At 75.7% G+C, this 16,900-nt stretch carries 15 protein-coding genes and 2 pseudogenes; 10 read left to right on the top strand and 7 right to left on the bottom strand.

All coding sequences use genetic code 11. The annotated features are described in order from the left end of the window. Window positions 1-628: 628 nt before the first annotated feature. Window positions 629-868, bottom strand: coding sequence for a hypothetical protein (locus ACIQUR_RS28260; RefSeq protein WP_403669954.1), 240 nt, complete (start codon window positions 866-868; stop codon window positions 629-631). 473 nt (window positions 869-1,341) lie between these two features. On the opposite strand from ACIQUR_RS28260, the pseudogene ACIQUR_RS28255 reads away from it, so the two are divergent. Further along, window positions 1,342-2,237: pseudogene (locus tag ACIQUR_RS28255) on the top strand (arginase family protein). Between the two features lie 17 nt (window positions 2,238-2,254). Here the strand turns inward: ACIQUR_RS28255 and ACIQUR_RS28250 are convergent. The 3 genes from ACIQUR_RS28250 to ACIQUR_RS28240 form a co-directional block, all read right to left on the bottom strand. Beyond that, window positions 2,255-2,731, bottom strand: coding sequence for a hypothetical protein (locus tag ACIQUR_RS28250; RefSeq protein ID WP_403669951.1), 477 nt, complete (start codon window positions 2,729-2,731; stop codon window positions 2,255-2,257). Between the two features lie 122 nt (window positions 2,732-2,853). Further along, complete coding sequence (locus ACIQUR_RS28245) at window positions 2,854-3,213, bottom strand: hypothetical protein (protein ID WP_403669948.1); 360 nt, start codon at window positions 3,211-3,213, stop codon at window positions 2,854-2,856. Between the two features lie 72 nt (window positions 3,214-3,285). Further along, complete coding sequence (locus ACIQUR_RS28240; protein ID WP_403669945.1) at window positions 3,286-4,077, bottom strand: metallophosphoesterase family protein; 792 nt, start codon at window positions 4,075-4,077, stop codon at window positions 3,286-3,288. 123 nt (window positions 4,078-4,200) lie between these two features. Here ACIQUR_RS28240 and ACIQUR_RS28235 point away from each other — a divergent pair, with 123 nt between their 5' ends. The 4 genes and pseudogenes from ACIQUR_RS28235 (at window position 4,201) to ACIQUR_RS28220 (ending at window position 8,570) form a co-directional block, all read left to right on the top strand. After that, window positions 4,201-4,965, top strand: coding sequence for a hypothetical protein (locus ACIQUR_RS28235; RefSeq protein WP_403669942.1), 765 nt, complete (start codon window positions 4,201-4,203; stop codon window positions 4,963-4,965). A 110-nt stretch (window positions 4,966-5,075) separates the two neighbouring features. Next, window positions 5,076-6,408, top strand: a pseudogene (locus ACIQUR_RS28230) (M20 family metallopeptidase). Between the two features lie 92 nt (window positions 6,409-6,500). Further along, window positions 6,501-6,842, top strand: a complete 342-nt coding sequence (locus ACIQUR_RS28225; protein ID WP_403669939.1) for a hypothetical protein — start codon at window positions 6,501-6,503, stop codon at window positions 6,840-6,842. An 84-nt stretch (window positions 6,843-6,926) separates the two neighbouring features. Further along, window positions 6,927-8,570: an SDR family oxidoreductase gene (locus ACIQUR_RS28220; protein WP_403669936.1), complete on the top strand. Its 1,644-nt coding sequence runs from the start codon at window positions 6,927-6,929 to the stop codon at window positions 8,568-8,570. Window positions 8,571-8,707: 137 nt separating this feature from the next. On the opposite strand, the gene tpx is transcribed toward ACIQUR_RS28220, so the two are convergent. Then, on the bottom strand, window positions 8,708-9,208 hold the full coding sequence (tpx, locus tag ACIQUR_RS28215) for a thiol peroxidase (RefSeq protein ID WP_403669934.1): 501 nt from the start codon (window positions 9,206-9,208) through the stop codon (window positions 8,708-8,710). A gap of 283 nt (window positions 9,209-9,491) precedes the next feature. Between tpx and ACIQUR_RS28210 the strand changes: the two genes are divergently transcribed. Next, complete coding sequence (locus ACIQUR_RS28210) at window positions 9,492-10,874, top strand: hypothetical protein (RefSeq protein WP_403669931.1); 1,383 nt, start codon at window positions 9,492-9,494, stop codon at window positions 10,872-10,874. Between the two features lie 37 nt (window positions 10,875-10,911). Here the strand turns inward: ACIQUR_RS28210 and ACIQUR_RS28205 are convergent, their stop codons facing one another. Beyond that, window positions 10,912-12,288 (bottom strand): pyridoxal phosphate-dependent decarboxylase family protein, encoded by a 1,377-nt coding sequence (locus tag ACIQUR_RS28205; RefSeq protein ID WP_403669929.1) that lies wholly within the window; start codon window positions 12,286-12,288, stop codon window positions 10,912-10,914. 100 nt (window positions 12,289-12,388) lie between these two features. Here ACIQUR_RS28205 and ACIQUR_RS28200 point away from each other — a divergent pair, with 100 nt between their 5' ends. Beyond that, entirely contained in the window at window positions 12,389-12,559 is a 171-nt protein-coding gene (locus ACIQUR_RS28200) for a hypothetical protein (RefSeq protein ID WP_403669926.1), read from the top strand. Here ACIQUR_RS28200 and ACIQUR_RS28195 read toward each other — a convergent pair. Continuing rightward, on the bottom strand, window positions 12,556-13,794 hold the full coding sequence (locus tag ACIQUR_RS28195; protein WP_403669923.1) for a serpin family protein: 1,239 nt from the start codon (window positions 13,792-13,794) through the stop codon (window positions 12,556-12,558). The genes ACIQUR_RS28200 and ACIQUR_RS28195 overlap by 4 nt on opposite strands. 218 nt (window positions 13,795-14,012) lie before the next feature. On the opposite strand from ACIQUR_RS28195, the gene ACIQUR_RS28190 reads away from it, so the two are divergent. The 3 genes from ACIQUR_RS28190 to ACIQUR_RS28180 all read left to right on the top strand — a co-directional run bounded on the left by ACIQUR_RS28190 (window position 14,013) and on the right by ACIQUR_RS28180 (window position 16,781). Further along, window positions 14,013-14,624 (top strand): flavodoxin family protein, encoded by a 612-nt coding sequence (locus ACIQUR_RS28190; protein WP_403669920.1) that lies wholly within the window; start codon window positions 14,013-14,015, stop codon window positions 14,622-14,624. Window positions 14,625-14,728: 104 nt separating this feature from the next. Next, the gene (locus ACIQUR_RS28185) at window positions 14,729-15,220 is read left to right on the top strand and encodes a hypothetical protein (protein ID WP_403669916.1); all 492 of its coding nucleotides are present in this window, start codon (window positions 14,729-14,731) and stop codon (window positions 15,218-15,220) included. A 16-nt stretch (window positions 15,221-15,236) separates the two neighbouring features. After that, complete coding sequence (locus ACIQUR_RS28180; RefSeq protein ID WP_403669913.1) at window positions 15,237-16,781, top strand: caspase family protein; 1,545 nt, start codon at window positions 15,237-15,239, stop codon at window positions 16,779-16,781. Window positions 16,782-16,900: the final 119 nt, after the last annotated feature.

The following is a 16,900-nucleotide window of genomic DNA, read 5'->3' as shown; positions in this document are numbered from 1 at the left end:
CTCCGCGGCTGTACGGCTACGCGGCTCGGCGGCTCTGGGCGAAGCGTCCGGCGCCGGGTACGCCGACCGGCCCCCCGCCCGCGGAGCGTGCCCGACCTCGCCCGCGCCTGCTTCCGGGGCCACAGCCGGCGCTCCCGGCGAGCAGCAGCACGGGCACGGGCACGGGCAGGATGCGGTGAGGGGCAGCCGGGAGGCCGGGGAAAAGCCAGGGCAGGCAGGGGCGCGACGCCCTGGGCGTCGGCGGTCTCAGGGGAAACGGCACAACGCCGGTCAGCCGGATGCGCCGCACCGCGATCCGCGCGCGACCGCCACGGCGCCGGACCGGTTTCCTCGGTGGGGCGACACCGCCGGAGGTCGCGGCCCGTCCGGGCTGCGGCCTCGGTGGGGCGACACCGCCGGAGGTCGCGGCCCGTCCGGGCTGCGGGTGTGCCCGCGCACACCGCGACCCGTTCCCGGGCCGGCCCGGAGCACCAGCACCGCTCGCCGGGGCCGGCAACCGCACGAAGGCCGCGGATCGCGGCAACGGTAGCGCCCAAGACACCCGGGGAGCGGCCCGGGCCGCCGCGTGCGGCCATCGCCCCTCCCCCCTGCCGAGCCTGGCTCAGGCTCGGGATGGGCCCGGGGCAGGTCAGGCAGCGCCTGCCGGGCCGGTGTCGCCGTCGGGGAAGTCCTGGCCCCAGCCGTCCGGGGACGCGTCGGCGGTGCGCATGGTGCCCCACCTGCCGCCGTCCTCGGACGAGGCCGGCTGGACGTCGATGCAGTTCGGGCAGACGGGCATGGGACGGGCCTGGGCCACGGGGAGGGTCAGGGCGGTGACCGCGGCGGCCAGCGTGAGGGCGACAGCGGTACGGGTGAGGAACCTGGTCATGGCCGGATGGTCGCAGGGGACGGGAGGCGGACGACAGAGTTCAGCCGGGTGCGGTGGCGGGGGCGTGGCGGAACCCGTGTGGACGCGGGGCTCGCCCAACGCACCTGCTGCCGGCCGGCGACGGGTGGGGCCACGCCGGCACGGCGTACTCGTCCGCCCGGCGGGCAGGCGAGAACGGCGGACGCCGCCGGACCCGCGCCTCTGCCCAGCACGGGCCAGCAGGCCGCAGGCGCAACGGCGGTGCGGCGGTGCGGCGGTGCGGCGGGGAGGGTCCCGCTCGCGGGTGCCGGGGGGCGCCGAGGCGCGCGGTGCTGGGCAGGTGGGGGGCTCGGGGGCGGCGGTGGGGTGGGGGTGGTGCCATCCCGGTGGGGCGTGGGGCGCTGTGCCCGGGTGGCCGGTGCCTACGCCCCGTACCGCCGCCTCCTTTGCCGGGAGCCGCGCGGCGGGGAGGGGCGTTGGCGGAGGATGGGGGGATGCGACGCATCGTTCTTCTCGACGCCCCGTCCAACCTCGGGCTCCGGCCGCCCGTGCCCGGGGCCGTGCCCGGTGTGTACAAGCTGGCCGGCGCGCTGCGCGAGCAGGGGCTGCTGCGGCGGCTCGGTGCCGTCGAGGGCGGGGTGGTCGTGCCGCCGCGCTACGACCGGGGTGACTGGCGGGAGGGGGACGGCGTGTTCCACGCCGGGCCCCTCGCCGCGTACACCGTCACGCTCGCCGACCGGATCGAGGCGCTGCTGCGGGCGACTTCCCCGTGGTCCTCGGCGGCGACTGCTCGATCCAGCTCGGCGCGTCCCTCGCCATGCGCCGGCTCGGCCGGTACGGGCTGGCGGCGATCGACGGCTCCGCGGACTTCCGCCACCCGGGCAACGAGGCGGTCAACGGCCCCGTCGGCGCGGCCGGCGGCGAGGAGCTGGCCCTCGCCACCGGCCGCGGTCAGTCCGACCTCTCGGACCTGGAGGGCCTCGGCCCGTACCTGCGCGACGAGGACGTACGCCTCTTCGGCCTGCGCGACGGTGACGGGGACCTGCCGGAGCTGCGCGCCGCGGGCATCACCGCGGCCACGGTCGGGGAGATCAGGGAGCGCGGGGCGGCGGCGGTGGCCGAGGCCGCGCTGAACGGGCTGCACCCGCCCGTGACCGACGGGTTCTGGGTGCACCTGGACGCGGACGTGCTGGATCCGGCCGTCATGCCGGCCGTCGACAGCCCCGATCCGGGCGGCCTGCTGCCGGCCGAACTCGCCGGCCTGCTGCGGGTGCTGGTCGGTTCACCGCGGTGCGTGGGCCTGAACGTGACCATCTACGATCCCGACCTCGACCCGGACGCGAAGGCGGGCGCGCTGCTGGCCGACCTGGTCGTCGAGGCCTTCGCCTGACCTGTCCTGACGTACCGTCAAGCCGTGCCGGCGGGCGGGTGGTGCCGGAAGTGGGCGTGGGCGGTCGGCAGGTGGAGCGGTACGACGGCGGCCGCGCCGAGCAGGTCGGGGAGGGCGGCGAGCAAGGCCCAGCCGCCGGGCACCGTCCCGGCCATGCCGAGGTCGGTGGCCCGGGCCGACAGGGCGACGGCCGCCGCGGCGGTGAGCACGATCCTGGCCCAGGCCCGGCCCGCCCGTACGTACGCGGCCACGGTGATCCAGGCGGCCAGGAGTACGCCCGACACCGCGCCGGACAGGGCCAGCTGCCGGGCGGCGGCACCGGCCCCGACGGCCGCGGTCATGTCGTCCAGCCCGGTCGGCTCGACCACGAACGCGCCCAGCACCCACACCACCGCCTCACCGGCGCACGCCGCGAGGGTCAGCCGCCAGGCCGCCTCGACCGGCCGGGGCCGCCGCCCCGCACCGCGCCAGCTCCCGCTCCCCGTACCAGACATCCGTCCATCCCTCGCGTGGCTCGTGTGCGACGCCTTGTCAGATGGGCTGACCGGCCTGCCGGTTCCTCGTGCGGGGCGCGAAACCGGCCGCGCGGATCCGGTGGCCGGTCCGACCGTGGAATTCAGGCGAACCACGGAACGCGGCAGGCGTGTGGTTCCGTGGCCGGCGGGCACATCGTGCGGAGCACGGTCGTGCGGATGGCGCGCCAGGTGCGCAGCGAGCAGACGAGCCGGACCCGCAGCTCCACCGGCTCACGGGTGCCCGGGTCCTGGCCGGGGTGCTCCCAGGCCCACTGGTCCGCCAGGACGTCGTACATCTCGGCCGTCGTCACCTGGCCCCCGGGCAGCGTGTGGGCGACCGTCGTGTCGACGAGCCGGGCGGTCCGCGCGCGTACCGCGTCCTCGACGAGGCCGACGGTCCACTCCAGTCCTTCGGCGTCGGCGTACAGGCCGAGGCGCAGCGTACGGGTCCTCAACGGCATGGGCGGGTCCTCAGGGGGAACGGGCGGGTCGTCAGTGGCATGGGCGGGTCCTCAGGCGGCATGGGCGGGTCCTCAGTGGCACGGGCGGGTCTCCCGGTCGGGTGGTGCGTCGCGGCCGTCGCGCGGGCCGAAGGCCGCGAGCGCGGCCGCGTCGGTCGGTGGGGTGCGGAGGTACGCGTCCGCCCAGCCGGCGATGCCGGGGTACGCGGAGTCCCCGGTCAGCCTCGCCACGGCGGCGTCGGCGTCGAAGTCCGTGGTGCGCAGCGCGACGCCGGGGCCCAGCAGGGCCCAGTGGGCGCCGGTGCGGCCGTACGGCATGCCGACGCTGCCGGGGTTGACGACGAGCCGGCCGTGGGCGAGGCGTACGTACGGCATGTGGGTGTGGCCGAGTACGACGGTCCGCACGGCGGGATCGACACCCGCGAGGACCTCCCGCCAGCGGTCCGGGCGGGAGTCCACCAGCACCGTCTCCTCGTCGTCGCGCGGCGTGGCGTGGCAGAAGAGCACCTCGCCCAGGCCGTCCAGCGGGAGGGTCAGCGAGCGGGGCAGGGCGGCCAGCAGGGTGAGGTGGTCCTCGCGCAGCTGCTCCGCCGCCCAGGGGGCGATCGGGTCGGGGATGGTGTCGCGCTGCCCGCGGCGATACTCGACGAGTTCGCGGTCGGCGTTGCCGGCGATCCGGAGCGCGCGGTCGCCGAGACCGGTCAGCAGGTCGAGGACCTCGGCGGGCTGCGGGCCCGCCGCGATGTCGCCGGTGAGCACGATGCGGTCGGCGGCCCGTACGTCCGGCTCGTCGAGCACCGCCTCCAGGGCGGGCAGCACGCCGTGGACGTCGGAGAGGACCGCGACGGTCCGGATCTTCGGCATGATCACCACTGTGGTGGGGGACGCGGCCGGGGGAAAGGGTGTTCGCTCGCCGCTGAGCGGCGGGTAGGGTGGCGATCTTCGGCCGGCGGCAGCCCGCCGGAGTCCTGAGAAGGCGTGACGCCGATGAACCCCCCGTCCACTCCCCCGCCGCCGCCCTCCCTCGGCCGTGCGCTGGACCGCGTCGCCGAAACGTTCCGGGGGATGACCGCCCGGGCCGACGAGACCCAGTGCGACTGCCACTGGGGCAGCGCGGAGGAACTCGCGCTGCTGAAGGTGCCGGACGTGGAGCTCGACGGCGACCTCCTGGACCGGACCTGGTGCGCGCCGGACTGGGACGACCACGGCGCGGTGCTGCGGCGCATCCTGCCCCAGCTGGCGCGGGAGCTCGCCGCGGGACGGGTCGACCTCGTCGGCCGGCAGAACGTCGGCACGTCCTTCGCGCGCGGCGGGTGGCGGGACTGGCCCGCCGGGCAGGCGACGGTGGTGTGGGAGTTCCTGCACGCGTGGTGGGCCCGGGTGCTGACCGACCCGGAGTCCCCGTACCCGGCGCACGAGGCGCTGGTCGTGTGCGCCCAGGCGTCCGGCACCCTCACCCCGTGGCTCGCGGCCTGGGAGGCGCTGGACGGCCCCGTGGCGGACCGTCACCTGGCGGAGGTGGTGCGGGGGTGGGACTGGGACCTGCTGCGTGACGAACTCCCCTGGCGGCCCTGGGAGGACGAGGAGGAGGACGCGCTGCGCACCGAACTCCGCGGCTGGCTCGTCCGGCACGTGCCCGCCCGGCTGCGCGGCACGCCCGGCCACGAGGAGGTGCTCCACCGCGCCCGGCTGCTCGGGCTGACGGGTCCGGCCCGCTGGGAGGATCCGCACTGGCCGGCCGACCTCGGCTGAGCCGGCGGTCGGCGGGACATCCGGGTCCGGGTGCGGGGCGGGGTCCGTAGGCTGCCGTCCGCACCCCGAGGGCGGGTGCGAGCAGGCGTACGGACGGACGGAGGGCGCGCATGGGCGACGACGAGACGGTGTACGCGGAACTGGACCGGCGGGCCGCGGAGGCGGCCGCGGACGTGGTCGCCTGGCGGCACCACCTGCACCGGCACCCCGAGCTGCCCAACCGGGAGGCCGGCACCGCCCGGTACGTCGCCGACCACCTGCGCGCGCTCGGGCTCGACGAGGTGCGGACCGGGATCGCCGGGCACGGCGTGGTCGGCGTGCTGCGCGGCGGGCTCCCCGGGGAGCGGGTGGCCGCGCTGCGGGCCGACATGGACGCCCTGCCGGTGAAGGACCTCAGCGGGGTGGAGTTCGCGTCGGCCGTGGTCGACCCGGACTACCCCGGCGGCCCCTTCCCCGTCTCGCACGCGTGCGGGCACGACTGCCACACCGCCATGCTGATGGGCGCGGCGACCGTGCTGGCCGGGATGCGCGAACGGCTCCCCGGCACCACCCTGTTCGTCTTCCAGCCCGCCGAGGAGGGGCCCGCCCGTCACCGAGCCGGGCGGGGCGCGGCAGATGGTGGCGGAGGGCGCGTTCGCGGATCCGGAGCCGACCATGGCCTTCGGGATGCACGTCACGCCCTATCCGAAGGGGTACGTGGGGTACCGGGTGGGCAACCAGTACGCCGCGTCCTGCCTGGTCAGGATCGTGATCACCGGCCGGCAGGTGCACGGGTCCACCCCCTGGCAGGGCATCGACCCGATGCCGGCGGCCGGCGCGGTCCTGACCGGGATCGGGCAGCTCTACCGGCAGGTGCGCGCCTTCGACGCCGTCACGGTCACGATCGGGCACGTCGAGGACGTCGGCCGGTTCAACATCATCGGCGAGACCGTCACCCTGTGGGGCACGATCCGCTGCGCCGTGGAGTCCGACATGGGCGCCGTGCGGGAGCGGCTCACCCGGCTCGTCGAGCACTCCGCGGCCGCCTACTCCTGCACCGCGACGGTGGACTACCTCCAGGACGTGCCGCCCGTGCACAACACCGAGGGGTGGATGACGGCCGCGCTGCCGACGCTGCGGCGCGTCGTCGGGCCCGGGCGGGTGCGGGAGACCTCGCCGACGATGGGCTACGACGACGTGTCCGAGCTGGTCGGACGGTACGGCGGGCTGTACGTGATGCTCGGCGTCCAGGACGCCGAACTGGACGCGCAGGGCACGCCCGTCCCGGTACCCGGCGGCCGGGGCCTGGTCACCAACCACCACCCCGGCTTCTACGCGGACGACGCCACCCTCGTCACCGGCGTCCGCCTGCACACCCACACGGCGTACGACCACCTCACGGGCACGCTCGTCGAGGGCCGCCCGGACGCCGCGGCAGCGGCCGAGGCCCCCGCACGGGGCTGAGGCGGGCGCTCGTCAAGGTTTCGCCGCTGCGTGCCGTGCCGGCGTTCCGGCGGTTGTGCGTCGGGCAGACCCTGTCGGGGTTCGGGAGCCAGATGACGCTGGTCGCGGTCGTGGTCCGGATCTGGCAGACCACGGGCAGCACCGCGTGGACGGGCACGGCCGGGCTGGCCCTGCCGGCCGGGCCGGCCCTGGGCGGGCTGGCCCCCGGCGGCCTCGGGCTCGGCGTCTGCTACCTGGTGGACACCCTCACCTTCCTCGCCGCCCTCGCCGGCGCGTACCGGCTGCCCCGGATGCGCCCCGGGGACCGACCGGCGCGGCCCGGGGTCCGCGGGCTGCTGTGCCTCGCCGCCGTCGCCGCGGTCGCGGCCGGCACCCGCGAGCTGCGGGGCGCGCCGGACGGCGGGCGCGGCCCGGCGGTGCCGGCGGGGTCCTGAGGGGGCGCAGCCAGGGTTCTGTGAGGGGCGGGTACGGACTCCCCCGCGCCCGGTGCGTCCGTACGGCTCTCCCGGGCGGAAGGGATGGGTGGGGGAAGAGAGGATGGTGCCGTGAGTCCACGACCGACGGAGGACACGGAGCCCGGCTCCGGCGAGGGGCCGCTGTGCCTGGTGACCGGTGCCGGCGGCTACATCGGCGGACGGCTCGTCCCCGAGCTGCTGCGCGCGGGGTACCGGGTGCGCTGCCTGGCCCGCACCCCCGCCCATCTGCGGGACCACCCCTGGGCCGGGCAGGTCGAGGTGGTGAAGGGCGACGTCACCGACGCCGGGAGCCTGCGGGACGCCCTGGAGGGGGTGCGCGTCGCCTACTACCTGGTGCACTCCATGAACTCCGGCCCCGGCTTCGAGCGCACCGACCGCCTCGCCGCCCGCTGCTTCGCCGACACGGCCGCGGAGGCGGGCGTGCGGCGCATCGTGTACCTGGGCGGGCTGACGCCGCGGGACGTGCCGGAGGCGGAGCTCTCGCCGCACCTGCGGTCCCGCGCCGAGGTCGGGCGCATCCTGCTCGCGTCCGGCGTGCCGACGACGGTGCTGCGGGCGGCGGTGGTGATCGGTTCGGGCTCGGCGTCGTTCGAGATGCTGCGCTACCTCACCGAGCGCCTCCCCGTGATGGTGACGCCCAGCTGGGTGGCCACCAAGGTGCAGCCGATCGCGATCCGGGACGTGCTGCGCTACCTGGTCGGCAGCGCCGGGATGCCCGGCCACGTCAACCGCGCCTTCGACATCGGGGGTCCGGACGTCCTGGACTACCGGACGATGATGATCCGTTACGCCGAGGTCGCCGGCCTGCGGCGGCGGCTGATCCTGTCCGTGCCGATGCTGACACCGGGGCTGTCCAGCCACTGGATCGGCCTGGTCACGCCGGTCCCCCCACGGCTGGCCCGGCCGCTCGCCGAGTCGCTGCGCCACGAGGTCGTCTGCGCGGAGCACGACATCGCCGACTGGGTGCCGGACCCGCCGGGCACCCCGGTCACGTTCGACCGAGCGCTGCAACTGGCCCTGCAGAAGGTGCGGGAGGCCGACGTCGCCACCCGCTGGTCCTCCGCCTCGCTGCCCGGCGCGCCGAGCGACCCGCTGCCGACCGACCCGGACTGGGCGGGCGGGAGCCTGTACGAGGACGTGCGCGAGCGGGACGTGGCCGCCGGGAGCCGGAACCTGTGGCGGGTGGTCGAGGGCATCGGGGGCGAGAACGGCTGGTACTCGTTCCCCCTCGCCTGGGCGGTACGCGGCTGGCTCGACCGGCTCGTCGGGGGCGTCGGCCTGCGCCGCGGGCGCCGCGACACCGCACGGCTGCGGGTCGGCGACTCGCTGGACTTCTGGCGGGTGGAGGAGATCGAGCCGGGCCGCCTGCTGCGGCTGCGGGCGGAGATGCGGCTGCCGGGACTGGCCTGGCTGGAGATGTCCGCGGAACCGGACGGGGACGGGCGTTCCCGCTACCGGCAGCGGGCGCTGTTCCACCCGCGGGGGCTGGCCGGGCACGTGTACTGGTGGAGCGTGGCGCCGTTCCACGCCGTGGTGTTCGGCGGGATGGCCCGCCGGATCGCGCGGACGGCGGAGGAGGGGGCGGGCGGCGGCGCAGGCGCTGCGGGGGCGGCGGAGGAGGGGACGGCCGAACCGGCGGCGGCGCCGGGGGCGGACGCCCGTAACAGCGGGCACGGGACCGCGTAAGAGCGGGCACGGGAGCCCGTAACGGCGGGGACCGCGCCCGTGGCCGAGGGGCGGACGCGTCTCGTGGGCCGTCACCCCACGGTACGGGTGGGCGGCGCGCCAGATTGGCCGCCGTCCGCCCGTACCGGGAGGGCGGGTTACTTCAGGGCCGCGAGGGCGGCCTCGTAGTTCGGCTCCTCGGCGATCTCGGCGACCAGCTCGGAGTGCAGGACCTGGTCGTTCTCGTCGAGGACGACGACGGCGCGGGCGGTCAGACCGGCCAGCGGGCCGTCGGCGATGGCGACGCCGTACGCCTCGTGGAACTCACGGCCGCGCAGGGTCGACAGGCTCTGGACGGCCTCCAGGCCCTCGGCGCCGCAGAAGCGGGCCTGGGCGAAGGGGAGGTCGGCGGAGATGCAGAGGACGACCGTGTTGTCGAGCTTGGCGGCGTTCTCGTTGAACGTGCGGACGGAGGTCGCGCAGGTGGGGGTGTCGACGCTCGGGAAGATGTTGAGCAGCTTGCGCTTGCCGGCGAAGTCCGCGAGCGAGGCGTCCGCCAGGCCGGCGCCCACCAGGGCGAACGCGGGGGCCTGGGTGCCGGGGGCCGGGAGGGTGCCGTTGACCTGCACCGGGTTGCCCTTCAGCGTGACCTGAGCCATGTGGTGTTTCCCCTTCGAACAGAGATGCTGATTCCGCTCGCGATCTTAATGCTTTCGGGTGAAAGCACCGCAGCCCGCTGCCGGGGACCCCGTCTCCCGGCCCCGCCCTGATGGCCGCAGACGACGCCCGAACGGGCCCGGCCGGGGAGCCGGTCGATGCGGAGAGTGCTCACCTGATGACAGAACGTTGTGTCCCGGGGCGTCGTGCTCGCCACGTCCCCCGGGTCCCCGACTGGAGTGCGCCCGGCACGGGAGCCTCCCGCGTGGTGAAGGAGAGCCTCTGATGACTTGGCAGGACTCCCGGGCGACGGATCCGGTCGGCCGCGTCAGGAAGACCCGTCCGGCCCGCGGGCTGGCGCTGGCCGGCCTGGCGGCCGGTGCCGCGGTGGCGTTGCCCGCCCCGGTCGCCCATGCCGCCACCCTGCCGGTGGCGTGCTCGGCCCCCGCCCTGGTGGCGGCCGTCAACACGGCCAACAGCCGGCCGGGCGCCGACACGCTCAGCCTGGCCGTGGGGTGCACGTACACGCTGGTGGCCGCGGACCACGCCGCGAACGGGCTGCCGGCCATCAGCAGCGAGATCACGGTCGACGGCAACGGTGCGACGATCACCCGTGCCCCGACCGCCCCGGCGTTCCGCATCCTCTTCGTGGCCGACGCGGGCAACCTGACGCTGAACAACGCCACGATCAGCGGCGGACGGGCGGAGAGCGACTGCCAGGAGATCCCGGGCATCTCCTGCGGCGGCGGCATCTCCAGCCTCGGCACGCTGACGGTCAACAACAGCCGGGTGCGCGACAACACGGCCACGTCCCCCGAGTTCGCGCAGGGCGGCGGCATCGACAGCGCCGGCACGGGCACCCTGAACAACGTCGAGGTCAGCGGCAACACCGCCGCCTACACCGGGGACGCCCCGCAGGGCGCCGCCGCGGGCGCGGGGGTGGCCAACGACGGTCCGCTGACCGTCGTCAACAGCCGGCTCCACCACAACGCGGTCACCGTCGCGAGGGAGGGCAGCGTGGGGTTCGGCGCGGGCCTCGCGGCCTTCGCCGCGACGACGGTCACGAACGCCACCGTCAACGACAACCGCGTCAGCGCCCCGGACGGCATCGCGCGCGCCGCCCTGACCAACGCCGCCCCGATGACGGTCACGGGAACGGTCGTGCGCAACAACACCGCCAGCGCCCCCGGCGGCGACGCCCAGGGCGGCGGGGTGGCGACCAACACCACGCTGTCCCTGAGCGCGACCCAGGTCAGCGGCAACCTCTCCAGCGCCCCGGGCGGCACCGCGCTGTCCGGCGGCATCCAGGTCGGGGCATCGGGGGCGCTCACGCTGAACCGCAGCATCGTGCAGGGCAACACCGCCAGCGGCGCGACCGCCCGGGGCGGTGGCATCTCCAACGCCACCGGCGGCACGGTGACGGCCACCCAGTCGACGATCGGCGGCAACACCGCCGTCGCCACCGGCGGCACGGCGCAGGGCGGCGGCATCTTCACCGGCGTCGGCACCACGAGCCTCAGCCTCAGCAGCGTCACCGGCAACCGCGCCGGCGACGGGGGCGGCATCCACGAGGCGTCGGGCGCGGTCACCCTGAGCGGCACCTCGGTCAAGACGAACGTCCCGAACAACTGCGCCCCGCCCGGCAGCGTCCCCACCTGCGTGGGCTGAGCGGACCCGGCGCCGCCCGGCGGTCGCCCGCGGCCGGTCAGGGGGCCGTGGCGGCGCGGCGGACGGCCTCCAGCGCGCGGGCGACGTCGGCGTCGGTGGTGGACCAGTTGCTGACCGAGATGCGCAGGACGCGGCGGCCGTGCCAGGTGGAACCGCTGATCCAGGTGGTGCCGTCGGCGAGCAGGCGGTCGATGACCAGGTCGGTGCGCGCGTCGCTGCCGAAGTGGGCGCAGACCTGGGTGAACACGACGTCGTGGAGGATCGTGGCGCCCTCGATGCCCGCGATGCCCCCGGCGAAGGCGGCGGCGTGCCGGCAGAGGCGGTCGACCAGGTCGCCGACGCCGGACCGGCCCAGGGAGCGGAGCGCCGCCCAGACGGTGAACGCCCGGCCACGGCGCGAGAGTTCGGGGACCTTGTCGATGGGGTCGCCCTCTTCGTGGTGGATGAGGTACTCGCCGTGCAGTCCCATAGCCGCCCGCATTGCTGCCGGGTCGCGGACGACGGCGAGGCCGCAGTCGTAGGGGACGTTCAGCGTCTTGTGGGCGTCCGTGGCCCACGAGTCGGCGTCGCCGCAGCCCGCCATGAGGGGTGCGTACGCCGGCGACGCCGCCGCCCAGAGGCCGAAGGCGCCGTCCACGTGCACCCAGGCGCCGGCCTCGCGGGCGGCCCGCACGGCCTCGGCGAAGGGGTCGAAAGCACCGGAGTGGATGTCGCCGGCCTGCAGGACCACGATCGTGGGCGCCGGCCCGGCGTCGCCTTCCGCGGCCAGGGCCTCGCGGAGCGCGTCGGGCCGGATGCGGCCCTGGCCGTCGGCGGGCACGAGGCCGGGACGGCCGAGGCCGAGGTAGCGCAGGGCCAGGTCCACCGCCATGTGCCGGTCCTCGCCGGCGAGGACGCGGACGCGCGGGCCGCCGTACAGGCCGTCGCGGTCGGTGTCCCAGCCGGCGCGTCCGAGGACGGCGTCGCGGGCGGCGGCGAGGCAGGTGAAGTTGGCCATGGTGGCGCCGGTGGTGAAGCCGACGGCGCTCCCGCCGGGGAGGCCGAGCAGGTCAAGCACCCAGGCGCCGGCGATGTCCTCCACGGCCGCGTACGCGGGGGTGACGGCGCGCATGACGCTGTTCTGGTCCCAGGCGCTGACCAGCCAGTCGACAGCGAGGGCGGCGGGTTCGGTGCCGCCGACCACGAAACCGTAGAAGCGGCCGCTGGGGAAGGCGGTGAGGCCCGGCTCGCAGGCGGTGGCCAGCAGGTCGACCACCTCGGCGGGGGTGCCGGGGCCGTCGGGCAGGTCGGGGCCGAGCGCGCGCACGATCTCGTCGACCGAGGCGCGCGCGGGTACCGGGCGGTCGGACAGGCTCGCCAGCCAGCGGACGGCGTGACCGTACGCCTGTTGGAGCGCCGCCTCGCGCGCGTCCATACTTCGGACTATGGGCCGGGACGGGCGGCCGCGCAAGCGGCGGCCGGTCCGGCGGGCAGGAGCCGGGGATCGTGCCGCTGTGCCGGGGAGAGGGCTCTGGATGATCGTCCGCGCGTGCCCGGGGGACGGCACCGGCGGGAGTCCCACCGTGGTGCTGCCGGACGACGGGCGGCGGGGCGACGCGGAGCGGTGCGGGTGCCGGGTGCCCGTGGAACACGGCACGCCGCACGCGGTGCTCGTCGGCGCGGGGACGCCCCCGCCCACCCTCTAGCGGTGCTGGTCGTCCCAGTCTTCGTCCCAGTCGTCGTCCTCGTCCGGCTCCTGGTGGACGTAGGGCAGCGGCTCGGCCACCCAGCCGGCGGCGAGGACCAGCCGGGACGTGCGGTGGACGGCGAGGAAGCCGAAGGGCCGGTCGAGGGTGACGCCGATCCGGCGGATCACGTACGGGGGCAGGGTGGCCGCGCAGCCCGCCGCCGCGTAGAACGCGGTGACGGCAGACGCCTCGAACCCCTCGGCATGGAATCGCGCCATGGCGGACTGTCTGCCCCGGTGGACGGCGAGCGGGACGGCGCTGATGCCGGGGAAGTGGCCGGAGCTGCTGTCGGAGGCGGCCTCCAGGCCGAACAGCCGGGCCCGCTCCAGGAGGTCGTGGTCACCCTCCACCTCGAAGGCCGCCGTCGCGACGTCGAGCCGCGGCTCGCGGCTGTACGAGCGCCGGGCACCGACCGCCAGACCGGGCCCGGGAGCTCCGTCGGGCAGGGCGTACCCGTCGACGGACGCGACGGCCCGCGTCACCACGTCGACACCGCCGCTCAGCAAGCCGCCGGGCGCGGCACCGGGTTCGCCCAGCACCAGGTGGACGTCCACCCCGCCGTCGCCGACCACCTCCAGCACGGTGACCCGGCCGCCGGCCGTGTCGGCGACCCGCACCCGGTCCAGGAGGGAGGTGGAGCGGCGCAGGCACAGGAACTCCCGGCCGGCCCAGGGGCCTTGGGACGCATCGCCGGATCCGGCCTTGAACGGCCGGATCCAGCGCAGGCGCAGGGCGAACGCCGACGCCAGCACCAGCAGCGTCGACGCGTCGACCTCCCCGGGCATGCGGTCGATCCGGCCGCCGGTGTGCTCGGCGGCCCACGCGTCGAGCGCCGCGCGGTCCTTCTCGGGGTCGCCCGAGAGGGTGCCACGGGTCCCCTCGGGGAGCCGGGCACTCCACTCCGGATCCAGCGGCAGGTCCTGGTGCGCCCACAGGCCGGTCGCCGCGTCCAGGCCCCGGACGCGGCCCAGGGCGTCGAGCAGTTCGAGGGCCGCGGCGGCGGCGCGCTCCGGGGGGATCCCGAGCGCGCCGGCCAGCTCTCCACGGGCCGGGCCGCCCGCGCCGTCGGCGAGCTGCGCCAGGAGCGGCCAGACCCCGGCCGCCGTCAGTACGGTGCTCCCGGCACCGTCCACCGCGGTCTCCACCCAGCGGCTGGTCAGCCGGTTCACCGCACGTATCGTCGAATCCCTCATGCGGGGAGGGTATGCGGCCGGCGGCGGACCGCCCTCCCCTTTTCCGTCCGCCGGGCCCGCGGGGCGGCGGCCACCCGGCCACCCCCACCGGGAATACCCCATGGTCCGGCCGGAGTTGGCGGGGAAGGAAACCACGGATCACCAACCCGCCGTGGGCGGTCCGGGCCACGACGCCCCGGGGCGCCCGGCGGGTGACCGAGAGCGGAGCAGACCTGACCATGGACACGATCCCGACCACCGGCCGCTCGTTCCTCTTCGTCCTCGCGAGCTCCCGGCCGGGGGGCAACACCGAGGCCCTGGCCCGGGCTGCCGCCGAGCAGTTGCCGGCCGGTGTCGCGCAGCGGTGGGTGGACCTGTCGAGGACGCCACTGCCGGACTTCCAGGACGGGCGGCACGACGACGACAGCTGGACCGCCGGCGCGGACGAGGAGGCCCTGCGGCACGCCACGCTGGAGGCCACCGACGTCGTGATCGCCTCGCCGCTGTACTGGTACAGCGTGTCCGCGCAGGCCAAGCGGTACCTCGACTACTGGTCGGGCTGGCTGTCCGTACCCGGTTCGGACTTCAGGGAGCGGGTGGCCGGCCGCACGCTGTGGGGCGTGACGGCGATGGCCGACCGCGAGGAGGTCCGGGCCGATCCGCTGGTCGCCTCGCTGCGGCACACGGCGGCGTACCTGGGCATGCGGTTCGGCGGGGTGCTGCTCGGCAACGGCTCCCGTCCGGGCCAGATACGGAACGACGAGCGGGCGATGGTCCGCGCGAAGACCTTCTTCGCGGGCGAGGCCCCCCTGGCCACGTTCCCGACCGCGTTGCCGCCCGCTTCCGTCTAGACCGCGGCCCCCTGACTGTCGCCGAACTCCCGCGCCTGGGGCCCGCGTTCACGCCATAATCGAGACGCTCTGCCATCCTTCGACCAGCGACCGCGGGGAGCCCCATGGACGCCACGCTGACCGTAACGGGCACCGATCTCCGCGAGGGCGGGGAAGCCACCGCTTCACTCCTCACCTGGCTGTCCCGGGACTCGGAGGTACGCAGGCACTGCCGGCCCGTGGCGGTGCACGCGGCGCCCGAGCCCGGAGCCATGGGGTCGGCCCTGGAGGAGATCAGCCTGGTCATCGGGAACGTCACCGCCCTCGGCGGCCTGACGGTGGCGGTCGCGGTCTGGCTGCAGGGGCGTGCGGACCGGCGGCAGGCGACGACCGTGCGGATCAGCCGGGGCGACACCACCGTCGTGATCGACAGGGCGTCGCCCGGGCAGGTGTCCGAGATCGCCCGGGCCCTGGGGATCCCGGACCCGGCGGTCGTCCCGGGCGCGGCGGTCGTCCCGGGCGCGGCGGTCGTCCCGGGCGCGGCGGTTCCGGCCACCACGCCGCCGGAGCCCGGCCATACCGGCGACCCCGCTCCCGCCCCGGACAGCAGCACGTAGCCGGGCCGGGCCGATCGTGGCCGTGCTTCCGGACCCGGCGCGCTCACGCTGCCTGCTGGTCGGAGTCTCCCGCCTCGCGGCGAACGACCTGGCGGACCTGCCCGCGGTCGACAACAACCTCGAAGCCCTCCGGGCGGTTCTGACGGACCCGGAGGTGTGGGGTCTGGCCGCGGAAGACTGCGTCGTCATGCGGCCCCGCTTCGCCGAAGAGGTGATCGACCGGATCCACTCCCTCACGCAGGAGGCCGAGGACACCTTCGTCCTGTACTTCGCGGGGCACGGTCTCGTCGACCCGGCCGGCGACGAGGGCCTGCGGCTGGCGATGCCGAGGTCCACGAGGCGGTGGTCGCACTGGTCCCTCCTCTACGCGTCGGTGGTCAAGGCCCTCAAGCACAACGAGTCCAGGGCCGAGCGCAACATCGTGATCCTGGACTGCTGCTACAGCGGGACGGCGGCGTCCGAGCCGATGGGGGCGCGGCGGCCGACGCGCGAGGAGCCGCCCGTGGACGGCATCTTCCTGCTCACCGCGACCAAGCGCCACGAACAGGCGATCTCGCCGGCCGGGCAGCCGCTGACGGACTTCACCGACGAACTCGTGTCCGTCCTGTCGGAGGGGCTTCCCGAGGGGCCCCGGCTGCTCGACCTGGACACCCTGTACCGCGAGCTGTACGGCAGGATGGTCCGGCGCAACGGGACCCACCCCGACCTGGCGGCCACCCGGAGCAGCGCCGCGCGTCTGGCCCTGGCCCGCAACCGGGCGTACCGGGAACCCCAGGACGGTCGGGAAACCGGCCGGAGCCGGCCGCGCCGGGGCAGGCTGATCGCCGCTCTGGCGGTGGCGGCCGTGGTGGCGTTCGCCGCGCTCGCGGTGGTGCTGCTCGACCCGTTCGGCGGCGCCGGGGGCTCGGCGTCCCCGCCCGCCGTGGGGGGCCTGCTCCGGGGCAGCGGGAGCGCCCTCACCGGGAACGTCGACCTGTCGTCGGAGGGCCGGACCGACTGGGTGCAGTGGGGGTACCTCCCCGAGGACGAAGACGCGACGACCGAGTTCGCGGGCGGCGGGCCGGCGGCATCGGAGTGCGCCCACCTGAACGTCTACTGCGTGACCCGCAAGGCGGACGCCTTCGTCATCGGGGACTTCACCGCACTGGGCACCGAGGAACCGACGAGGCTCTACGCGAGCGGGCAGCCCGTGACGTTCTCGTGGACCGGCGGCGCCTCCCCCCACCAGGCGGCGCGCAACGTCCGTTCGGTGGTGTACCAGGGCGGACCCGGCGCGGGCTTCCGCATCCTCGTCCCCTCGAAGAGCACGACCCGGGTGTTCCGCCTGTACGTCGGCTACCGCCAGGGCGCCATGCGCTTCACCGCGGCGCTCGGCAAGGACGCCCGCCCCGCCTACCGCGACCACGCCGACACCGCGTCCGGCCCTCTGAACAAGGACTACTTCCGGGTCTACGAAATCACCTTCCGCACCCCCGAGCCCTCGCTCCTGGACGTGAACATCACCCTCGAACGCAACCACGGCGGCGGCAACGTCACGCTGCTGGCGGCGACCCTGGCCTGAGCAACCGGAACCGGCGCCGCCGGGGGTGATCCGCGCGCCAAGGGTGGCGCGTTGACGCGGTGTCGGGGCCTCGGTGCCAACGCGACGGCTGACTTTCCGGCGGTGGGCTGCCTAGAGTA

Origin of the sequence: Streptomyces sp. NPDC101132, assembly GCF_044759225.1 — a bacterium.
Taxonomy (GTDB): Bacteria; Actinomycetota; Actinomycetes; order Streptomycetales; family Streptomycetaceae; genus Streptomyces.
This window is presented reverse-complemented; position numbering and strand designations above follow the sequence as displayed.